We start from the raw sequence: 21,579 nt of genomic DNA on the forward strand, positions 1-21,579 counted from the left end.
AAAGAGAGGAGTAGCATTATGAGTTATTATACGGAAAGAGAAGAATTGGTTATAAATCATTTGAAAAAAGTTTTGAATAAAAAAACAAATGGAAACCTAGAAGCTATGAAGCTTATTGAGCTTTTTAAAAATTATAAGGAAGCTGATTATAAGGAAACACAAAATAGATACCAAGAGTTTGAAGTTGCCTTATGGAAGCAAGAGACTAAATCTATAGAGGAAATTTTTGAAGGTGATAGATATAGCTTTTTAGAATTATTATTTGGCGAAGAAAATGCAAAAATATTTAAAGCTGTTTGGGATAAGGCTACAAGCTATAGCTATTCTGTAGGTGGTTATAGAAGGTCTTATAAAACTAAAAAGGCTTCAAAATTATATCTTAATAAAAATATGACTAAACTTAGAGAATATTTGTATTTAACTACCTCTCAATTCTCACTTGATAAATATTTTCAGGGTGAGAGAGAGAGTTATGGGTATAATAGTGTAATTTCAGATATTATAGCAGTTGAAATAGATAATAATGAAAATAAGGTTTTAGAGCAGCTTAGAGAAGTTATTTACAATGATAACAATGCTTCATTAATTACAAGAGAAATGATTAAAGGTATTTTGATGAGTGAAAATGAAGAAGCGCATAAGATGATAGGAGAGCTTTTGCTTGCTGCAAAGCTTCAAGAGGGCTTAAGGCAAAGTATAGTTGAAAGCTTGGATGAAGGCTCTAGAAAAGGCTTTTTATATATTCTTAAACTTATAATAGATAACAATTTAATGAGATTTTCTTCAGTAGTTAGGGCTTTTTGTACCTGGACTGGCTTAAACTTAGAGGTTGAAAAACCAAAAGTTATAAAAAAATCCTTTGAAGCAGCTTATAACTGTTCGATAGACGAGGAGTATAGAAAGTCATGCTTGACTTCAGAAGATAATCTTTTGATTTATATAAGCCTGTGGTCTGTTGCTTTTGATGAGATCCAAGATATAGAGGATCTATTAAAAACTTTATTTCATGGTGAGTATAAATATAAAAAATTACTTGCTCTTGAATTTTTATATGAAACTCAAGATCATATTTTAATGCATAAAGCAGCTTGTGAAATGTTAGAGGTGGATGATTTTGAAATTATAGCTTTAGCTGTTAGAAATATATTTAATAATTTAAACTGCTATGGTTTAACCTATAATTTAGAGCGTCTTGAAGAATACAAAAAATTAGGAAATAAATATTATGGCAAGGACCTTTTTCATAAGCTAAAGAGAATTATTGATAGGATGCCAAAAAAAGAAATAAAGTATGAAGAAGTAGTATTTCCTTGGATTAAAGTAAATCTTAATGTAAATGAATTGATGGAAAAATTAATATTGTCTGCTGGAATTACAGAAGATGAAGCTATATTAGAGGTTTTCATAGATTATAAAGATAAGATGAATGTAATTTCAAGGGAATTATTCTTTGGAGAATTCTTAAAAAAACCTAAAAACAATAAGCAAAGAACAGCATTAATTGAAGCTTGTGGTGATAAGAGCCAGCAAGTTAGAGTAGAAGCCTTTGAAAATGTTAGTGCTTTAAAACTTAATAGTGAGGATTATAAATACATAGAAAATTTATTGAAATATAAGTATGGAGATTTAAGAAAGAGTTCAATAAAGCTTCTGCTTAAGCAATCTAGTGAAGAGCTCTTAAATACTGTTAAAAATTTGGTTGCAGGTAAAGAGGAAAATAAAAAGCTAGCAGCAATTGAAATAGTAAATAGTATTGAAAATGATCCAAAACATAAGGACATATTTGAAAAGTGTTTAGAATATGTTTCAGCAGTAAATGATACTTTGCAAAACAGCAAATTGGCTGTTAAAAGCAGCAATAAGGATAAAAAGAATCTTAAAAACCTTGAAAATGGTTTTGGTTTATATGAACCTTGTAAAAATTATGCTCCATTAAAGGTCAGCAGAGATAAAAAAGTAACTTATGAATTTTCAAGTGCTTATGAAAAAATTAAGGACATTGCTTATAGCTTCAGTAATTTAATTAATGAAAATCGAGAATTTGAATACGAAGTTACAGAGTGGGATGATAGCAAAACAACAGTAACTTTAGGTGGCTCATATTATCTTATTCCTCTTAACAGAAAAATTACTGGAACAGGCTTGGAGAATTACCCACTGGCAGAAAAGGTAAGAGCTTTTGCCAAGGAGAATCAGCTTGAGGGGTGGAACCTTATGGAGCTGGATTTCTATTTGAGAATGGCGGATAGGAATGAATATGGAACTTATCTCGAGTGGTATAAAGAATTTTTAGACAATAATTTTAATTATAAAACCATTAAAGAACTTAAAAAGGTTATAGATAATATACCATATCACAATCATATACTGACTTATGTATATTTATTAGTGGAAGAGCTTCCAGAGGCTGAAAGATTCCAAATCAGCAAGGCAATAGCTCAATATATATATGAAGCAATACCTGCGGAAAAGCATTTGGAGGAGTATTCAAAAAAAGAAGAATATTATAGATATAACCGAAGCAATATGAAAGCTTATGTAGCTTCAGCAATACATATAACTCATTGGCTTAGAATTATGCTTGAAAGTGCTAAAGATGATAAGGTTTTTGGTGAAGCTTTTACTATTACTTATAATTATTATAAAGCTAGCAATTTCTATGCAGAAATGTCTTTTAATTTAAACTATTTTGGCAGAGCGCTTGAAATTGGAATTATTGGTGAAAATGAAGCTCTTAAAGAAATTATAGAAAGACCAGTAAGTTCAAGACATATGCATAGTTTAACAAGTCAAAATTCATATGATAAAAATATACTTAGTGAATATAAGAAAATCTTAAAGCTAGGTGAAGCAGCAGTAGATGTTATTGCAGAAATTGAAGCAGGTAGGGGAGATTTAGATACGGAAGTAACAACTCTAGCAGCTCAAATTCAAAAATGTCAGGGAGTAAATATTTTTGCTCAAATTATACTAAATTCAGAAAAAGATACCTATGTTAGAGGCTACAACTATGTAGGCGGAGACTGTACTAAGAAAGCTATATTAAGTCATTTATTAAAATGCTGTTATCCTAAAGCAGAAGAAAATGCAGAAAGCTTAAAGGAAGCCTTAAAAGGAAAAAAAGTAACTACAAAACATTTAATTGAAGCGGCTATGTATTCACCACAGTGGTTGGATATAGTTTCAGATTATATAGGTTATGAGGGGTTAAAGTCAGCTTGCTGGTATTTCCATGCTCATGTTAATGATAATTTTTCAGAGGAAAAATCTGCTATTGTAGCAAGATATACACCTATATCAGCAGAGGATTTAAAGGATGGAGCCTTTGATCAGCAATGGTTTAAGGAAGCCTATAATACTATTGGAGAAAAAAGATTTAAAGATGTATATGATAGTGCAAAATATATTGCAGCAGGTGCTTTACACAAGAGATCTCAGCTTTTTGCAGATGCTACCTTAGGAAAGCTTAAGCAAAAGGAAGTTAAAGGTAAAGTTCAAGATACGAGAAATAAGGATTATTTACTGGTTTATGGATTAATTCCTGTTAAAGATGAAAAAGATTTATTAGAGCGTTATGAATATCTTCAAGAGTTTATTAAGGAGAGTAAAAAGTTTGGAGCTCAAAGACAGGCAAGTGAAGGTAGAAGTGGGAAAATAGCCTTGACTAACCTTGCTAGAAATGCTGGCTTTTCAGATGTAAATAGATTAATTTGGAATATGGAAACAGCTAAAATCCAAAGTATATTGTCATATCTAGAACCAAAGGCTATAGATGAGGTGGAGGTTAAGCTTACAATTGATGAACTTGGACAAGCAGATGTGCTTTGTATTAAAGCTGGTAAAGCATTAAAGAGCATACCTGCAAAGCTTAAGAAAAATGAATATATATTGGAAATAAATCAATCAAAGAAAAGTTTAAAAGATCAATATGTAAGAGCAAGAAAGAGTTTTGAGGAAGCTATGGAAAATGGTGAAGGCTTTAAGGGTGAAGAGCTTATGAAGCTGTGCAAAAATCCAGTATTAAAGCCAATAATCAAAAATCTTTTATTTAAGGCAGGAACTTTTATTGGGTATTTAACTGAAGATATTTTAGTTGATTATAAAAATAATACTTATAAATTAAAGGAAGATGATGAGGTAATAATAGCTCACCCTATTTATTTATACGAAGCTAAAGTTTGGCAGGAATATCAAAAAGATATATTTGCAAAGAAAATTGTGCAACCTTTTAAACAGGTGTTTAGAGAATTATATCTTCCAAATTCAGATGAATTAAAAGAGCAGACCTTATCCAGAAGATATGCAGGACATCAAGTGCAGCCTAAAAAGACTTTGGCACTTTTAAAAACTAGAGGCTGGATGGCAAGTGATGAAGAAGGGCTTCAAAAGGTTTATTATAAAGACAATATAATTGCAACTATTTATGCTCAGGCAGACTGGTTTTCTCCAGCAGATATAGAGGCGCCTGTTCTTGAATTTGTAAGATTTGAAGATAGAAAAACTTATAAACATTTAAATTTAGCTCATATGTCTAAATTGATTTTCTCTGAAGTTATGAGAGATCTGGACTTAGTTGTGAGTGTAGCTCATGTAGGCGGAGTAGATCCAGAAGCAAGCCTTTCAACTATTGAAATTAGAACTGCAATTGTAGAAGAAATATTAAAGCTTATGAAGCTTTCAAATGTCAAGCTAAAAGGCTCACATGCATATATTACAGGAGCTCATGGAGAATACACAGTACATTTAGGCAGTGGAGTAGTACATAAAATGGGAAGCGGCTCAATAAATATAGTTTCAGTACCTTCTGGACATAGAGGAAAGCTATTCCTGCCATTTATAGACAGTGATCCAAGAAGTGTAGAAATAATAACAAAGATTACACTTTTTGCTGAAGACTCTAAGATAAAAGATCCAAGTATATTAGAGCAAATTATATAATTTAGATGAATGCTTAATTATGAAATTTTGATCGGCAGGGTGGCTAATGAAAATTAGTAACACTCTGCATAATAATTGATTTTAATTAGTTAGGCATATGGATTGGTTATTTTTTAAATGTGCCTTAAAGAAAAAGGATGGTAATGCGATGTATGCAAAATCTTATATAGATAAATTTTTTAACTCAATATATGAATATGAGTCAAAGGTTGAACTGCTTCGGATTGCTTATTCAGAATTTGAAAAATCCCCAAATACCTTGCTAAATTGGATTGTTGAATTATGTGAAATTATGAATTGGCAGGCAATGTCTTGTAGATCAGGAGTTTTGACATATTATGACGTATTAGATACTGATTTTGTAGAAATATTAACTAAGAATTTAAAAGAAAAAAATGAAATCGAAATTTTAAGTATATATATTTCAAGAATAAATAATTATGATAATGAAGAATTAATGATTTAAATTACGCTGCACAATTTGTAAAAGAACTAAAAGGTGAATATAGAATGCCACAAGTGTTAAAACAAGTTGATAGGCTATCGAGAGAGCTGTATAAAGAAGAAAATTAACTTTAGATTTTCTTCTTTACTTAATTTACAAATAAGCGAAAAACGTTGTATAAATAACATTTTAAGCATATATAGTATATTGTCAAATATATAATTAGATAATATAATTAATGTTGGTAAATTAATAGAAAATTGTAAATTATATTTGAAATATGTAAAATGAGATTTTCTTGATTTATTTTACATAAAATAATAATTTAAAACATATCAAGGAGGTGTATTTATGAATTTTGGAAGGATTTTACATGAAACTTTGGAATTCAGTAATGAATTAGACATTTTACATAAGCATATTACTAAAAATAATCTTCAAGTTCAGAAAAGTGATTCCTTTGACAAACAATGCTTTTTGTTAGAACGGTCTATAGGTGAAGAACGCTTTAAATCTACTCATAAGAAAATGAGTATTGTAAATATTATGTCAGGAATTATTGCATTTCCTGTTTTGCTTGTGATTTTGGCAGCTTATATATATGCCAAGTGGATTAATAAAAATTTTGACGTGTTCAGATTCATTCTAAATAATCCTGAAATATATATAATAGCTGCTGTTTTACTTGGTATTACCTTAATACTTGCTATGTACCATTCTATCTTGCATAAGAAGCTTTACTATAAGATTTATCCTGAATTGAAAAGAAAGATTGTGATAGAAGAAATAACCTTTGAGTAAAACACACCATTTTCTTGTAAAATCTATATTTAATATAGATTAATTAAATATTCGCCAATATTTTTTATGGATGTTGGCGAATTATATAGATCATTGATTACTTAGCCCCATAGTCTTTAAATTTATCACCACCTTTGCTAGAATTATACTGTTATAAATCGTGTGTTTTCATATGCTGATTTAATTGTGATATATCTTCAGATGTTAGAGAGTCTCGTCGAAAAGATCTAGTATTCTTGAAGATATTTTTTTGTATGGAACCTAATTAAGATATATGAGATTAGGGCTACTTTTATAATCTTTAATCTTCTTTATAACTTGAATTTCTTCCTAAAGTATTCTTGCCTTTCCTTCTTTAAACCTAAAGATAAATTTCCATCCACATTCGTCACATAATTCAAAAATTGAGTTACAAGAATAAAGAATATCCATAGAAGGTAGATGTATATACAATAACATGAGCTATAACAACTATAGGGTTCCATATTGATAGCAAGATATATAACATGCGCAATTTTAGAGATATCAGTGATTTTTAAATTTTATAAGTTTTAGTCCCATTGAGGAACCCTATAGCAAGACATTTATGAAGGAAAGTACGAGTTTATATCTTGCTTATTTTATTTATAGTCATTCAAGGGAAGAAGAGGATTTTGAGAAGTTTAAAGAAGCAGAAAACTATGCTTTGGGAAAGTAAACTAGGAGGAGATCCGTATTTAGAAATTGGAATGGAATATCAAGAGCATCTAGTGGTGAATATTTAAGATTACTTTTCAGATGTATATGGAGAAGGTTATTTTTTGTGTGATTAACTTTGAAAAATCAAATTCTTATGATAATAAAGGTGGTGTACAAGTTTTATGCAAAAAAGTTTTATTTATTCATTGTATGATACTTTTTCATTAATGGAGTTTTGTGAAAATAAATTAAAGAATGAATATGAAATTAAGGAAGTAATTTCGAAAAACTATATTATAGATAAAAAAGTTTGTAGTGCATTTCTAAAGTATATTAGCATAAAAGTAAAAAAATATAACAATCATGATGATTTTAAAACGTTAAGTTTTGGAATAAAAAGTAACATGGATTTATACGAATTAATTATTCCATTAACAGAATATGAAGCCTGTAAAAAAATTAAAGAATCTTTTGGAAATTTATCAATTGAAACTATTTGGGGGATTCTTTTTGGAGTATTGAATATTATTGACTCTTTTCGTTTAGATGTTAATCCAATAGTAGAGGAAGAAAATTGGTACTATTCAAAAGCATCAAATTCGAAAGTGATGCTTAGTAAACCTTATTTTTATAATAACTTATGTTATTATGCAGAGTCATTATGCTATTACGATTTAGTAACAGCGTATTTAAGCGCAACTTCTCAATCTCCAATTGGTGGAATGCAAAGTTTAGAAACATTTGATGTTGAAAAAGTATTAGTTGGAGAACAACAATATTTTCAAATTGTAATTCCCAATACACACTTAACTTATATTGAATTCTTAGAAAAAGTGTTTACTAATGAGGTATTAATTAAATATATTCAAGAGTATTATAAATCAAAAAATCTTTCTTTAAAGAAAATAGAAGCTGGATTACAGATAATATTATTTTATTTTCAGCAATTAAAAAGTCCAGTAAAAGAAAAGTGTAATACCAAAACGAATTTAGAAAAAATAATAAATCAAAATAATTCATATTCAGATATAATCCTTGAAGAAGGGAAGATATTTGCTGGAATCTATGAAAATTGTATATTTCAAAATATAGATTTTTCGGAGATATCAATAGAAGCTGAGTTTTTAAGATGTAAATTCATAAATTGCAATTTTAGAAATTCACATTGGGGAGAGTATGGAGATAGGAGAATTCCATTATTAGAATTGGAATTTATAAATTGTAGCCATTTGCCCAAAGATATATATTTTTTAGAAATGTTAAAACGCTGTAATATTACGCAATATCATTTTTAATGTGGTTATATAGAGAAATATAAAGAAAGGAATATTTAATTTGAATAATATATTATTCAAAGATGCCAGAGAGCTATTTGATACAGGTGATTTAACAAACTGGGAAACTATATTTGAATTGTTAAAAATGCAATCAAATCCGAAAATAAGATTATTGGCATGTGAATTATTAGTAAAGAAAAAAGACTATAAAAAACTTGAATTATTTTTTAATGACAAGGATGGACATGTTAGAAGGTATTCAAAGTTATATTATTATAAGCGAGCTTGTATTTCTAGGATAGGAGAAAAGATAACTTATAATTTTATTCCATATCTAGATAATGAAGAAAAGAGCAAATTATTAGAGAAATATCCTCATACAATTACAATTGGAACTTACGATTTTGAATATTTTTTTGCTAAGCATATAGAAAAATGCTTTCCTAAAATTGAAAATTTTAATGAAAAAGAAAAAAAGGAGCTTGATGAATTTCTAGAGGAAATAAGAAAGGAGGCTTTTATTAAAACTATAAAAGCTTCTCAATCATCAGATTTAGCAGCTTATGTTTCAGATGATTTTGAAATTATTGGAGCAGCATTAATTCTTGAGTTTTCCAATTCATTTATAGCTTCTTTATTAAATTCATATGCTTTAGGTATTGTTCCGGATAATTCGATTAAAGACAATTGAAGAATTAGAAAATAAGAAATTAAGAAATGCTAAAAGAAATTTTACTAATAAATTTTTCCTATTGCAGAATTTATAAAAATTTTAAAAGAATATTTATAAGATAAAAAATATAAAATTCCATGCAATTGGTGAATAGAAATGGAGAGGAAATGAATAGGATAGCAAAATTAGGAGACGTTTATTGTATTCGGTCAGAAAGATAGAATAAATGGGCTGCATATCAAGTAGTTGAAGAAGATAACAAAAGAGTTGCATTAATGGCATTAGCTTGGTTTTCCTCTACGTTACCTTCTGAAAGTGAATTGCTAAATATAACATCATTAGATATTGAAGGCAAAATTTATGTCTGCTATACAATGTATAAAGGTGTTCCTAATAGATTTGTTTATGCAGAAAATGTGAAACCATTAGTTTTTAATGAAGCAGCTGCATATGGAGAGTGGCCAATAGATGGTTATTTAGTTCATGAGGTTAGATATTTATGGCAGTAGTATTCAGAAAATGAGAAAAAAATCTATTGGAAAGCTGAAAAGTCAAGTAGAACTCTAAATATTGGCGGAAAAGAGAATTCATCAACTATATTATTAGCAGAAAATTCTTTTGAAGCGACTCCGGGGAAATTTTTTGACAATAAAATGGAAAATTTTTTGAATTCGTCTGATTTAAATAAATTAGGAGCTTTGAGGGAAATATACTATGAAGGCAGTGATGAGGAAATATTATCGTATATTGCTCGAAGGAAAATGATTAGAACATTAAAGCGGAGTAAACATGGCAGAGAAAAAATTGATATAAGTAAAACAAATTTGCAGAATCTTACTTTAGATACAGAAGATTTAGAGGAAGTTATTTTAAATCATGGGACAGCGATGTGATTAAGGATATTTACGTTATATCATTATATATGTCAAATTCAGAAGATGACCCAAGAAGACCAATGATTACACTTGGATATAACACTATGGAGCAATATGAAAACCCATTGTCAGATGCATGTGATAATGCAGAAGCAAAATGGAATTTTGCATTTTGGCTGCAAAATGAGGAGTTAATTATAGGTGATAATTTGGGAGAAAATTTAGAAGATGGAGAAAAGATAAGCCAGTGGATTAAGGAAAACAATTTATATTATTCATATGATGAAGAAGACGAAAATTTTGATAAAGCATTAAAGTTAGGAGATAAAATAACTAGCAGATTTGTAGAGCTATGTGTTGAAGTGGTTAAATAGCTTAATGAAGAAGGAGTAATTGAACAAAAGTACGGCAAAACTCTACCTGTGATAATAAATGAACTTAAATATTGTGATTTAATTGTAGACCCAAATAAGCGAGCTAATCCTGAAACAGTTATTAAAGAATTTGCATATTGGGTTTCAGAATAGTAAAAAATTGTAATAAGAAAAGCAGAAATAAAAGATGCATAGTAAATAATTCTGATTATAAGATAATATGGAACATATTAAGAGGAGTTTTAATGATTAAAGAAAATAAAATTCAATTAAACTTAGGCAATAATATATATAAGGTTGGTAATAAAAAAGACTTAATCAAGTTTATAGGAGTATTAATAAATGATTTAAAGAGTAGCCTTGAAGCATGGGAAAACTTTAAGTGTTGAGAACTATTTAGAGGCAATGCGATCCTGGCTAGAGGATATGGAAGGTTGAGAGAAAACTTTAATATTGATACTTCAAAGATTAATATTTGGGAATTGATTGGAGCTATACTACTTGCTTCTAAAATGTAGGAGCAGTGGTTCGTAAGGTTTTTAAGAGGTGTATAAATAGTGGTTTGTGGAGGAAGTATAATGAATAAAGGACTTCAGCTCTATAAACAATTATAGAGGGATTGGTTAAGCAAAAAGAATGTATCGAATTCAAGTGGGTAAGAGGTAATGGATATTGAAAGTATTAAAAAAATACTTTGCGTTCTTTTGAATAAGAATATATAATGAAGTGAGGATAATTATTGTTAATAAATAATAATAATTAATAAAAAGATGGAGGTATTGATTATGAAGATTATAATAATAGGATGTACTCATGCAGGTACAGCTGCTATTGTTAATTTAAAGGAACTTTATCCAGAAAGTGAAATAGTAGTTTATGAAAGAAATGATAATATATCATTTTTATCCTGTGGAATTGCTTTAAGTATAGGCGGAGTAGTTACTGAAACAGAAAAATTATTTTATAATTCACCAGAGAAATTAAATTCTATTGATGTTATAACTAAAATGAAGCATGATGTGTTAGAGATTAATTTTGATAATAAGATAATTAAAGTTAAAAACTTGGAAAATGATAATATTTTTGAAGATAATTATGATAAATTAGTACTAACTTTAGGTTCATGGCCAATAGTACCTAAATTTGAAGGTGGAGACTTAGAAAATATACTTTTATGTAAAAATTATAATCATGCAAAAGAAATAGAAGCTAGAACAACTGATGCAAAAAATGTAGTTGTGATTGGTGCTGGATATATTGGTGTTGAACTTGCAGAAGCTTTTAAAATGAAAGGTAAAAATGTTACATTAATAGATGCAGAAGAAAGAATAATGTCTAAGTATTTAGATAAGGAATTTACTGATACTGCAGAAGAAGAGTTTAAAAATCACGGAATTAGTTTAGTTTTAGGAGAAAAAGTTAAATTATTTAAAGGGAAAGATAATAAAGTAACTCATGTAGTAACTGAAAGTAAGGAATACGAGGCAGATTTAGTTGTACTTTGCATTGGATTTAAGCCAAACACTTCTCTTATAAAAGGCAAATTAGAAACTTTAGAAAATGGTGCCATAGTAATAGATGAATATATGAGAACCAGCAAAGAAGATGTTTTTGCAGGAGGAGACTGCTGTATTGTTAAGTATAATCCAGCTGGTGATAATAGATATATTCCTTTAGCGACTAATGCAGTTAGAATGGGAACTTTAATTGCTCAAAATATAGTTGAACCTAAACTTAAATATATGGGAACTCAAGGTACTTCTGGAATTAAGATATATAAAAAATCTATAGCATCCACAGGACTTACAGAAGAGGTTGCTAAAAGCACAACTGATTTTAATGTAGGTGCAGTTGTAGTTAAGGATAATTATAGACCAGAATTTATGCCCACTTATGAAGAGGTAATTTTAAAATTAGTGTTTGATAAGGATACAAGAAGAGTGTTAGGTGGCCAAATAAGTTCAAACATAGATTTGACTCAGTTTATGAATACATTATCTGTAGTAATTCAAAATAATATGACTGTAGAAGAACTTGCAATGACAGACTTTTTCTTTCAACCACATTTTAATAAGCCTTGGAGTCTATTAAATATTGCGGCATTAGAAGCATTAAAATAAAAGTAATAAAAAGCTATTCATAAAAGAATGGCTTTTTTACAGAAATTTATATAAATGAAATTTCAATTGAAGTGGATAAAAATTAAATATAATGTTTTGATTAAAGCTGAAGTTTTTACTGTTGTGAAAATTTCAGCTTTAATCCTTTCAAATAAATATATGTTATAATAAAAATAAAAACTGGCAAAACATAGAAAGAGCGATTAAAATGAAAGACACAATAAATAGAATAAGAAAATTCCGAAATGACAGAGATTGGAGCCAATTTCATACTCCAGCCAACCTTTCTAAAGCAATATCAATTGAAGCAGGAGAGCTTTTAGAAGAATTCTTATGGAATGAAGAAAACTATGATAAAGAGCATGTTTTAGAAGAACTTGCTGATGTTATGGTTTATTGTATACATATGGCTGATTCATTAGGTGTTGAGTTAGAAGAAATCATAAATAGCAAAATGGATAAAAATGAAAAGAAGTATCCAGTTGAAAAAGCTAAAGGCAACAGCAAAAAATATACACAACTATAAAAAGCGAAAAGCGCAACCAAAATCTTCTCACAACTATAAAAAGCGCGAATCACAACCAAGATTCTATTCATCGATAAAAAATTAACAAAGTTTTTTGTTTTGGAATATAATTTTTACTAAATTGTTTCTACTAGTAACTGAAAATTAAATTGAGATTTCTAATCACTAATTATAAAAAATATTATAGAATAAACTGTAGTAAGAATTTTAGTTATGATAGGAGAAAATATGTATAACAGACAAATACCACCTTATCCGATGTGGTATCAAGAACCAATGGGAAACACATATGATCCAATGATAGAGGAGGAAGATGAACAAGATTTAGCGATGTTATATCCAAGACTATATCATAGAGTAATGCCTTTGGTAAAGTATCAAGGGGACCAAATTGAACTGAGATACGGAACAATGTATTGCCCTACAAAAGATGAATTGGGAAATATTACTGATGACATATATGACATGATAGAAAAGAATATGAATGTTGATGAGTATGATGATGAGCGCGAAGAGGATGAAAACGACAATGAGCATAGAGGTTATTATAGGAATGAAGAAGAGCAAGAAAGGCAGCGTCCTCGCCGCAGAAGACGTTTTTTAAGAGATTTAATTAGTATACTTCTTTTAAGAGATCTTCACAGAAGAAGACGTAGAAGAAGACGCAGAAGACCGCATTACGGCGGAGATGGTTATTAGAAGATAATTCTTTTAAAAGCTTAATTAAATTGTGATGAAATTTAAGATATAGGAATGAAAATTAAAGCTATTATATTGAAAGAGCAGGAGAGTGGGAGTGAAAATCCGATTAAACTGCTCTTTATATATTCCAATATGTATAATGGGTACATAAAAGTGATGAGAGTTAGCAATTTATTAAGTATATTAAATTTGAATTATAAATATTCTAATAAATTAAATTATACTAAATGTTAAAAAGCTTCCTTTTCTTATTTATAAAAATTGCCATTAATATTGGAAGTATTAATGATAAAATAATTGTCTATTGAAAACCATTATCCATGATTGTATTAATTATACTAAGAATAGTAATTGTAAAATAAGAATAATTGCTATAACTAGTATTAGTTGCAATATTAAACCTAATTAAACCTAATTAAACCTATGATAATTTGAGTAGTAGATAATGTTATTGGAATGCCTTGCTCTTTTTGTGTCAATAATACTATTAATCCCCAAGTACCCAATATGGTACTTACAAAATAAATAATTGATACTATTATTATTCCAGCTCTAATTTTTGTGATTGTGTATTTTCCATAATGAACCTCCTAATATTTTTACATAGAATATTATATAGTGAGATAATTTGCAAATGTTTATTGTAACATAAGAATAAGACGACTAGGTAAAGGTAAGGAGCTACACAGATTTTTGAGCTCCTTATTTTCCTTATTTTCATTCTAATTACAGAAACTAGTATAAAAAAGTTATGAAATTTGTAACGTTATTTCTTAAAGATAATGTGACTTATATTGTTACTTAAAAATGTATCAATATTAAGTTTACTTTGCGTTTAAATAAGAATATAATGTAAATAAATAAATATATTTCCATTAATGACGTATAATTAATTATGAAGTAAAAAATAAGAGGAAGTTAAGTGGTATGCATGACTTAAATAAGTTCGAGGAACCAAATCATAGATGTTCACAGAGAAAGTTCGAGAACTCAAATGTAAAATGTGAACTCTCACTTTTTAACTTAATTAAAGGGGGAAATTTTTAATGATAAACAAAAAAATAAGTAAAGTATTAGGACCAATTCTTGGAGTTATGGGATTTATGTTAGCTATAGGTGTATTAGAAGTTCCGGCTTTTGCAGATAATAATGTACAAGCAAGTTCTAAGTATGCAGAGAGTGTACATTCTGCTACAGTTATTTATAAAGATTATTCAATCAATGTAAATAAGAGCATTGAGCAAAATGGATTAAAAGTAACCTTAGAGAAGGCAGTAGCAACAAAGCATAAATTAAAAGTAGTGGTTAAGGTGGAAAGCAACCAGCCTTTTGATAAAACTAAAAATAATAATTCAATAGTTCAAGTACTTTATGGAGAAAATAATTTTGGTGGTGGAGGTACGTCAAATGATTATCTAGATGATAAAACTTTGTTAATGACTATAGAACAAGATAATGATGAAGAAGAATTTCCACAAAAGGGCGAATTAAGGCTGGATGTGGTATTTCCTAATTACAAAGTTAATATAGGAATGGATGCAAGCGTAGATTTTTCAGACTCATTTAAAAATATAATTGAAAAAGATATATCAACAAAAATATCAGAATCTGATTGTACATTAAATAAATTAGAGTCTGATGTTTTGGGAACAGCAATTGCGTATAGTGAACCTCGAAAAGACTATGATAATAGACTTGTAGATTCTTCAATGATATTAAAAGCTGGAGATAGAATGTACAAACTAAGATCTTCTAGCAGTCATTCTGATGCGAAAGGAACAAAAGGAACTTATGAATCCAAAGCAGCAACTTATGATAGACTTAAAGATAAAAAAGATATAAGCATAATACCATTAGGTTGTGATATAACTTGGACAGAGATTAGAAAGACACATAAGGATAATAATGGGAAAAAAGATGCTAATAAAGAAATGGTTAATAATGTAAACTGTGAAAAATATTTTAACTTTTCTGATGGAAGCAAAGGAGAGATATCTAATATAGAAAGAAATGATAATAGTGTAAAAGTATATTGCAAGGGTAATTCAGAAAAAGCAAGTTTGTTAATGGCAAGTAATATAAGAATGTATTATCAGTTTGTGGAAGGTAAAGTTAATTATATTAATTACGAAAGCGATAAGAATATGAGTTTTTATAAAGATCCAAATGATGCTCTTGGATATGTTGTAGAATTTGATAATGTAGAAAAAGACAAAGCATTAGAGCTAGGTTTTGACAATAATATAAAACAAATAGATAGATATAAAGTAGGTAAGGAAATACAAGTATCTAAATGAGACACATTCAAAAAATAGCAGGATTTATTTAGAAAAAGTCATATAATTTGTAATATTTTTTTGTTACAGATTAAGTGACTTTTTTAGTTATGTATTTAGTTAATTTGATTTTCTAGAAACTAATTGTATTTTCTCTTATTTCATACAATTTTAGAGCAGCGAAAATACCATTTTCACATCCTTAATATCTATTTCAACACTCTATGTCTCAGAAGTACTTTACGAAGAGAATAAAAGTTTTCAAGTACGAGTATTCTGCTAAATGCATATCTGGTGGAGTTTTTGTTACATAACATATTAAAATACACTTTAGTTTTTTGTAAAGGAATAATTACTGAACTTTATAAAAATGAGAATTTTATAAACAAATATAATAATTTTTATAAATATGTTGAAATTTAACAAATATAGGATTATAATATATATGAAATTAAAAAAATATAAAAGAGTGATAAAAATGGTGAAAAGTGTTTCTAAGAGAATTATTCAAAGTATATCAATAAATGAAAAGTATAATAAAGATGAACTTGAACAAATGGAATATGCTTTAGTAACTATTTTATTTGAATTGATGAAAATGATTTCATTAATAATTATTTTTTCATTATTTGGATACTTTAAAGAAGCGACAATTATTGTAGGAATAATGTGTTTGGTTAATCCTTTTATAGGAGGATATCATGAAGACACTCAAATTAAGTGTTTTATAGCAACATTGCTATTAGCAGCTGGAAAATTGATTTTAAGTTTGCAATGTAATCTTAGTTTTCTAAGTAATTGCATTTTAATTTTCCTAAGCATATTTTGCGTATGGAATCAAGCTCCAGTAATAAATTCAAAAATGCCAATTACCCGCCCAAAGCTTATAAAGAAAAATAGAGTTAGAGGTCTAAGGAATTTAATAATACTTGGATTGCTATCTATAGTTTTATATAACTATAGTAGTTATTATTCATTAATAACTTGGACAATCCTATTTGAAGCTATACTAATGTTTAATAAAAGAGAATACAAAGGAATAATATAATTTAAGAGTGGTTAATAAAAGAAAAATTAAAGGGAGATGGGTTTTATGATAAAAAAAATATTAGGTGAATTTTTAAAGAAATTATCAGATGTAATGATTACAGAGGCTACAGCATCACTTGTGGGAAGTGGCGTTGAAGAAATGCCTGAATCTATGAAAAAATTAAGATAAATTTATAAATAGACTCAGGGGGGTAATTGGTATTGAATATTATAGACCTTATAACTTCAATATTGCAATCAACAATATTAGCTTATACAATATTTTATTGTGAGGATAAAAATCAAAAAATAAATTTTTTTAGTATTTTTACAATATTTTTAGTTATAACAAATTTTTTTATAGAAACATTTGGAAATAATTTTGAAATATCTATATTTATAACTCATATATTATGTTTAAGCGCAATAGCGTTAGTTTATAGAAAAAATATTTTAAGTGCATTAACAGCGTTTACAATAACTTATTTTATTATTCAAGCATATACTATGTTATTTGGAAATTTGATTTTTGAATATGTTAAAGGAATATGTCCAATAGAATATATAAATTATGAAACAATTTTTATAATTTATATTCCACAATGGATAGTATTATTGTCATGTTTCAAATATATACATAAAATAAAACAAATTTATAGTTTTATAATAAATGAAGAATTGTATACAACATTTTTAATAATAAGCTTTATTCTTGATTTTATAATAAATTTTTATCTTATGACATTAAATGTACAAAGTCAGTTATTAAAAAATATGACATATATAATATTTTTTATGTTTTTAATAAGTATTATAGTTTATTTTTTGAATATTCATAAGAAATCAGAGCAAATATATAAATTAAATAAATCTCTAGGAATTAAAAATAGTGAACTTAGAGAAATTAAAAATAATTATGCATCACAAATTTCATATTTATATGAGCTTGGGCTTATGGAGAATTTTGAGGATTTAAAAAAATCTCTAAAAAATATTATAAATAAAAATGAATCTACTCCAATGGATGTAGAAGTTAGTGAAAACAAACAATCGCTATTAGAAGTTGCACTAAAGCCCGCTATAGATAAAGGTATAGATGTTATAATCGAAGAAAAATGTGATTTTGGCTTGATAAAGATTAATGAAATGGAGATATATAGGGTTATAACTAATATAGTAAATAATGCAATTAAGGCAGTTAATGGTAAAGGGATAATAATTGCAAAAAGCTATGAGTATTTAGGAAATGCAGTAATACTACTTTCAAATAATGGACCTAAAATAGAAGAACATTATTTGAAAGATATTTTTAAAGCTGGATTTACAACTAAGGATAACGCTGATAACAGTCATGGATATGGATTAAGTATTGTAAAAGATTTGGTGGAAAGTCATAGTGGGACAATACATGTTCAAAGCACTGATACTGTTACTGAATTTAAAATAATTCTACCTCTAAAATAATTTAAGATAGTTATTTTAAAATAAAAATATATCTTTAAAACTTGTGATTTTAAGGATATATTTTTATTTGTTTATGATACAGTATATGGGTAATCTTTATCATCATGACTATTATAAATTATTATATCAGATGAAAATGGTGCCATAGAAAAGAAAAAGAATTTAAATTATTGATAATTTTAGTTTATGATATAATAAATGATGTTGATTGTTGATAATCCTTTTGATAAAGTATCAAGTGATTATGTGTTGGATCTAATATTTTTATTTTTAAGCAGTTAGGTTTTTAAATCATAGCATTAATGTACATATAGAAGGAAGGTTTATAAGGACTGTATGTAGTTATAAATTTAGAAGCAGTGAAAATGAAAATAGTCAGATAATAACTAATGATAGAGAAATTAAAAAAGCCTCCTTAAAGAAGGCAAATTCGGAAAGATTAGAAAGAATTGGTCAAGTTCATCAAAATATGAGGTTTGATACTTAAGTAATTTTTATATAAAAAATGATGGATATTTTTGTATATGGGAGGAGCTAATGAATAGAGAAAATCTAAAACTAATTAATAATGACTACAGTCCTTTAATTGAGATAGTGAGAAGCCTATGCAAAGAGAATAAATCATTAATTATAGCTATTGATGGTAGATGTGGAGGAGGTAAGAGTACTTTAGGAAAATTAATTACAGAGCGGTTTGATTGCAACCTTTTTCATATGGATGATTTCTTTCTGCCATTTGAGATGAGGACTCCAGAACGTTTAGGAGAGGCAGGAGGGAATGTACATTATGAAAGATTTAATGAGGAGGTCATAAGGTCGCTGCAAAATCAAGAAGCTGTAATATATCGGAAATATCTATGTAATAAAGGAGCTTTTGACAATCCTATTAAAGTGGAAACCAAGCTTTTAAATATAGTTGAGGGGAGTTACAGTTTGCATCCTACACTCAAGAAGCACTATGACTATAAAATTTTTATAGATGTTGCTTCAAATGTGCAGTATGAACGTATTCTTAAACGCAATGGAGAAGAAAAGCTCCAAGATTTTTTAAGTAAATGGATTCCTATGGAAGAGCATTACTTTACAGAACTTGACATTAAAAGTCATTGTGATTTAATAGTAGATACAACAATGATAAATCAACAAACGGCGACTTGTTGAAAGTGAGATGTTTTACTTACATTAAGCATTATAGGTGAATAATTTCACCTATAATTTAATATATTACTTTATTAAATCAGCACCTATTTCAAAGGCTTTTTGACAATCTAAAGGAAATTGAATTCTTCTATGTTCTGCTTTTTCTTCTTCAGAAAAGGCATCAGATTTGTATTTTGAATAATCATCAAATTGATAAGTATTATTACTATACATCACTTGTGGTTTTGTAAATATGCGTTCAATAGAAGATTCTATTTTACTAAAGGATAATTTATAATTTGCCATTTCCATCATTTCTTCTGAAACATTCATTGTATAAATGAAGGCTGTTGGCATTTTCTTTGGCGCAATTGAAGAATAGTTTTTATCATACACAAAATTAGGGAATAAAAGTCTTTCTAAAAATGATAGTAATTGACCTGACATATTACCAAAATAAATAGGAGTTCCAAAGATAATCCCATCAGCTTGAGATAATTTTTCTAAAACTTCATAAATATCGTCTTTTATTACACATTTTCCGTAAGTTTTGCTACCAAGTCTCTTACAAGCAAAACAGCTCTTACATCCAGTATAGTTTAAGTCATATAAATTAATTATTTCAGTTTCAATTTCTTTATCCTTTGCTGATTCTTTTACTCCATCTAAAGCTTTTTGAAGCAGTGTAACTGTATTTTTATTTTTTCTTGGACTTCCATTAATAGCATAAACGTTCATAATAGCACTTCCTTTTCCTAAAATTAAATTTATATTATTTTTAAGAGTTTCTGTTATAATAATAAATTATAAAGATATAAATATACAAGTATGCAGTTTTTTCTGTGTTAGTATAAAAAAGATACTATTGAATTTGAAAGGATGTAATTATGAATAAAGATACTAGTCGTGATAAAGAATTTTCCGGTGATAATATATATGAGATGCAATGTCCAGTTATATATGCACTTGATATTGTAGGGCAGAAATGGAGATTACCTATAATGTGGTGTTTATTAGAATTGGAGCCTATTAGGTACAATGAACTAAAAAGAAAAATTAAAGGTATAACTAATATGATGCTCACAAAATCTTTAAAAGAATTGGAAGAACAAAATCTTATTGTTAGAACTCAATATGAAACCATTCCTCCTAAAGTTGAATATTCTTTAACAGAAAGAGGCAGAGCATTGCTTCCTGCCTTGAATGAATTGAAAAAATGGGGTGAAGAACAATTAAAAATTAAGGATTCGAAATAATAATTTTAACTAATTTAATTTTCCTATTCTTTTATAAAAACGATATTTTTGCTGTTTGATTTTTCTTCACTATATCTATAACCAAGTCTATTAAAATTTTTTATTTCTGATATTTTCTCAATCTTTTCTTCAGCCATATAACGAACCATCTCACCTCTAGCCATTTTTGCTAAGGTTCCTTTGGTTATAATTTTACCTTCTTTATATTCACCAAAGGTACACGATATAAATTGTACTTGATCATTCAGATAATTTTCAATACATTTACTATACTCTTTAGATGCAAGGTTTAATACTATATCTGCATCCTGGTATAGTTTTTTAAATAAGCTATCGCCCCAGTAATCATATAGATCTTTATATACTGAAAGTTTTACTGCAGATTGCATTTCAAGCCTGTAAGGCACGACACCATCAAAAGGTCTAAGTATGCCATAAAAACCAGACAGAATACATAAATGATTTTCAAGATAATCCAATTGGTGAATATTAAATACATTTGGAGCCATATATTTATATTGAATTCCTTCATAAGCCAATATTGCTGGAGTAAGTCTTTTACTAAGGTTCATATTAGAAAAGTATTCAAAACTTGGCTTTGCAATTTTATCATTACATTTCCATAAACTTTTGGCTTCTTCATAGCTTAAGCTTTGAATATATTTCATTAAAAATTCAGTTTTATCTAAAAAACATGGCATATTGTGTGTCTCAAATTCTGTATCTACATTCATCTTCTTCGCTGGTGATATGATAACCTTCAATATAATTCCTCCATATTATAAATTGTTTTCCACATATATTTCTTATGTAATATTCAATTATTATTTCACATATAATTAATTTGTTATGTCATTAGAATTGATATGTATAAATTATTTACTTGTTTTTATATTATATCATACTTAATTTTCAATTCGGAGAATTCAACTAGAAAACGTAATTTATATTATATAAATTTATTAAGCAACTTATTGTAAATTTATAATAAGAGCATTTAAAAAG

At 27.8% G+C, this 21,579-nt stretch carries 20 protein-coding genes and 1 pseudogene; 19 read left to right on the plus strand and 2 right to left on the minus strand.

Translation table 11 applies throughout. From position 1 onward, the window contains the following. The first annotated feature begins 18 nt into the window (after positions 1 to 18). The 18 genes and pseudogenes from CLPUN_RS09885 (at position 19) to CLPUN_RS09955 (ending at position 19,339) form a co-directional block, all read left to right on the plus strand. Positions 19 to 4,938 carry a DUF4132 domain-containing protein gene (locus CLPUN_RS09885; RefSeq protein ID WP_077847121.1) on the plus strand — a complete coding sequence of 1,640 codons (4,920 nt, stop codon included), beginning with the start codon at positions 19 to 21 and terminating at the stop codon, positions 4,936 to 4,938. 148 nt (positions 4,939 to 5,086) lie between these two features. After that, complete coding sequence (locus tag CLPUN_RS09890; protein ID WP_077847122.1) at positions 5,087 to 5,404, plus strand: hypothetical protein; 318 nt, start codon at positions 5,087 to 5,089, stop codon at positions 5,402 to 5,404. 330 nt (positions 5,405 to 5,734) lie between these two features. Continuing rightward, positions 5,735 to 6,184 carry a DUF6097 family protein gene (locus tag CLPUN_RS09895; RefSeq protein ID WP_077847123.1) on the plus strand — a complete coding sequence of 150 codons (450 nt, stop codon included), beginning with the start codon at positions 5,735 to 5,737 and terminating at the stop codon, positions 6,182 to 6,184. Positions 6,185 to 6,840: 656 nt separating this feature from the next. After that, positions 6,841 to 6,956, plus strand: a pseudogene (locus CLPUN_RS28650) (YwqG family protein); the annotation flags it as partial. Between the two features lie 88 nt (positions 6,957 to 7,044). Next, on the plus strand, positions 7,045 to 8,157 hold the full coding sequence (locus tag CLPUN_RS09900) for a hypothetical protein (protein WP_077847124.1): 1,113 nt from the start codon (positions 7,045 to 7,047) through the stop codon (positions 8,155 to 8,157). A 40-nt stretch (positions 8,158 to 8,197) separates the two neighbouring features. Then, on the plus strand, positions 8,198 to 8,830 hold the full coding sequence (locus CLPUN_RS09905; protein WP_077847125.1) for a hypothetical protein: 633 nt from the start codon (positions 8,198 to 8,200) through the stop codon (positions 8,828 to 8,830). Positions 8,831 to 9,087: 257 nt separating this feature from the next. Further along, positions 9,088 to 9,321 carry a hypothetical protein gene (locus tag CLPUN_RS09910; RefSeq protein ID WP_077847126.1) on the plus strand — a complete coding sequence of 78 codons (234 nt, stop codon included), beginning with the start codon at positions 9,088 to 9,090 and terminating at the stop codon, positions 9,319 to 9,321. Positions 9,322 to 9,465: 144 nt separating this feature from the next. Continuing rightward, a complete protein-coding gene (locus CLPUN_RS09915) occupies positions 9,466 to 9,705 on the plus strand; it encodes a hypothetical protein (protein ID WP_077847127.1) in 240 nt (79 codons plus the stop codon). Positions 9,706 to 9,734: 29 nt separating this feature from the next. Continuing rightward, positions 9,735 to 10,061 carry a hypothetical protein gene (locus tag CLPUN_RS09920; RefSeq protein WP_242954096.1) on the plus strand — a complete coding sequence of 109 codons (327 nt, stop codon included), beginning with the start codon at positions 9,735 to 9,737 and terminating at the stop codon, positions 10,059 to 10,061. A 245-nt stretch (positions 10,062 to 10,306) separates the two neighbouring features. Beyond that, entirely contained in the window at positions 10,307 to 10,450 is a 144-nt protein-coding gene (locus CLPUN_RS27625; protein WP_158078744.1) for a hypothetical protein, read from the plus strand. A gap of 396 nt (positions 10,451 to 10,846) precedes the next feature. Next, the gene (locus CLPUN_RS09925; protein ID WP_077847128.1) at positions 10,847 to 12,181 is read left to right on the plus strand and encodes an FAD-dependent oxidoreductase; all 1,335 of its coding nucleotides are present in this window, start codon (positions 10,847 to 10,849) and stop codon (positions 12,179 to 12,181) included. 208 nt (positions 12,182 to 12,389) lie between these two features. Next, positions 12,390 to 12,707 carry a nucleotide pyrophosphohydrolase gene (locus tag CLPUN_RS09930; RefSeq protein WP_077847129.1) on the plus strand — a complete coding sequence of 106 codons (318 nt, stop codon included), beginning with the start codon at positions 12,390 to 12,392 and terminating at the stop codon, positions 12,705 to 12,707. 228 nt (positions 12,708 to 12,935) lie between these two features. Then, positions 12,936 to 13,406 (plus strand): hypothetical protein, encoded by a 471-nt coding sequence (locus CLPUN_RS09935; protein WP_077847130.1) that lies wholly within the window; start codon positions 12,936 to 12,938, stop codon positions 13,404 to 13,406. 1,049 nt (positions 13,407 to 14,455) lie between these two features. Next, positions 14,456 to 15,706, plus strand: a complete 1,251-nt coding sequence (locus CLPUN_RS09940) for a DUF4179 domain-containing protein (RefSeq protein ID WP_077847131.1) — start codon at positions 14,456 to 14,458, stop codon at positions 15,704 to 15,706. 457 nt (positions 15,707 to 16,163) lie between these two features. Then, positions 16,164 to 16,733 (plus strand): accessory gene regulator ArgB-like protein, encoded by a 570-nt coding sequence (locus CLPUN_RS09945; RefSeq protein WP_077847137.1) that lies wholly within the window; start codon positions 16,164 to 16,166, stop codon positions 16,731 to 16,733. Between the two features lie 45 nt (positions 16,734 to 16,778). Further along, complete coding sequence (locus tag CLPUN_RS29170; RefSeq protein WP_278281617.1) at positions 16,779 to 16,904, plus strand: hypothetical protein; 126 nt, start codon at positions 16,779 to 16,781, stop codon at positions 16,902 to 16,904. Positions 16,905 to 16,936: 32 nt separating this feature from the next. After that, a complete protein-coding gene (locus tag CLPUN_RS09950) occupies positions 16,937 to 18,178 on the plus strand; it encodes a sensor histidine kinase (protein WP_242954097.1) in 1,242 nt (413 codons plus the stop codon). Between the two features lie 537 nt (positions 18,179 to 18,715). Further along, positions 18,716 to 19,339, plus strand: a complete 624-nt coding sequence (locus CLPUN_RS09955) for a uridine kinase family protein (RefSeq protein ID WP_077847133.1) — start codon at positions 18,716 to 18,718, stop codon at positions 19,337 to 19,339. 63 nt (positions 19,340 to 19,402) lie between these two features. Here the strand turns inward: CLPUN_RS09955 and CLPUN_RS09960 are convergent, their stop codons facing one another. Then, on the minus strand, positions 19,403 to 20,056 hold the full coding sequence (locus CLPUN_RS09960) for a flavodoxin family protein (protein WP_077847134.1): 654 nt from the start codon (positions 20,054 to 20,056) through the stop codon (positions 19,403 to 19,405). 149 nt (positions 20,057 to 20,205) lie between these two features. Here CLPUN_RS09960 and CLPUN_RS09965 point away from each other — a divergent pair, with 149 nt between their 5' ends. Next, a complete protein-coding gene (locus CLPUN_RS09965; protein ID WP_077847135.1) occupies positions 20,206 to 20,574 on the plus strand; it encodes a winged helix-turn-helix transcriptional regulator in 369 nt (122 codons plus the stop codon). Between the two features lie 23 nt (positions 20,575 to 20,597). On the opposite strand, the gene yaaA is transcribed toward CLPUN_RS09965, so the two are convergent. Beyond that, the gene (yaaA, locus tag CLPUN_RS09970; RefSeq protein ID WP_077847136.1) at positions 20,598 to 21,338 is read right to left on the minus strand and encodes a peroxide stress protein YaaA; all 741 of its coding nucleotides are present in this window, start codon (positions 21,336 to 21,338) and stop codon (positions 20,598 to 20,600) included. Positions 21,339 to 21,579 lie beyond the last annotated feature (241 nt).

It is taken from the genome of Clostridium puniceum, assembly GCF_002006345.1.
Classification (GTDB): Bacteria; Bacillota; Clostridia; order Clostridiales; family Clostridiaceae; genus Clostridium; species Clostridium puniceum.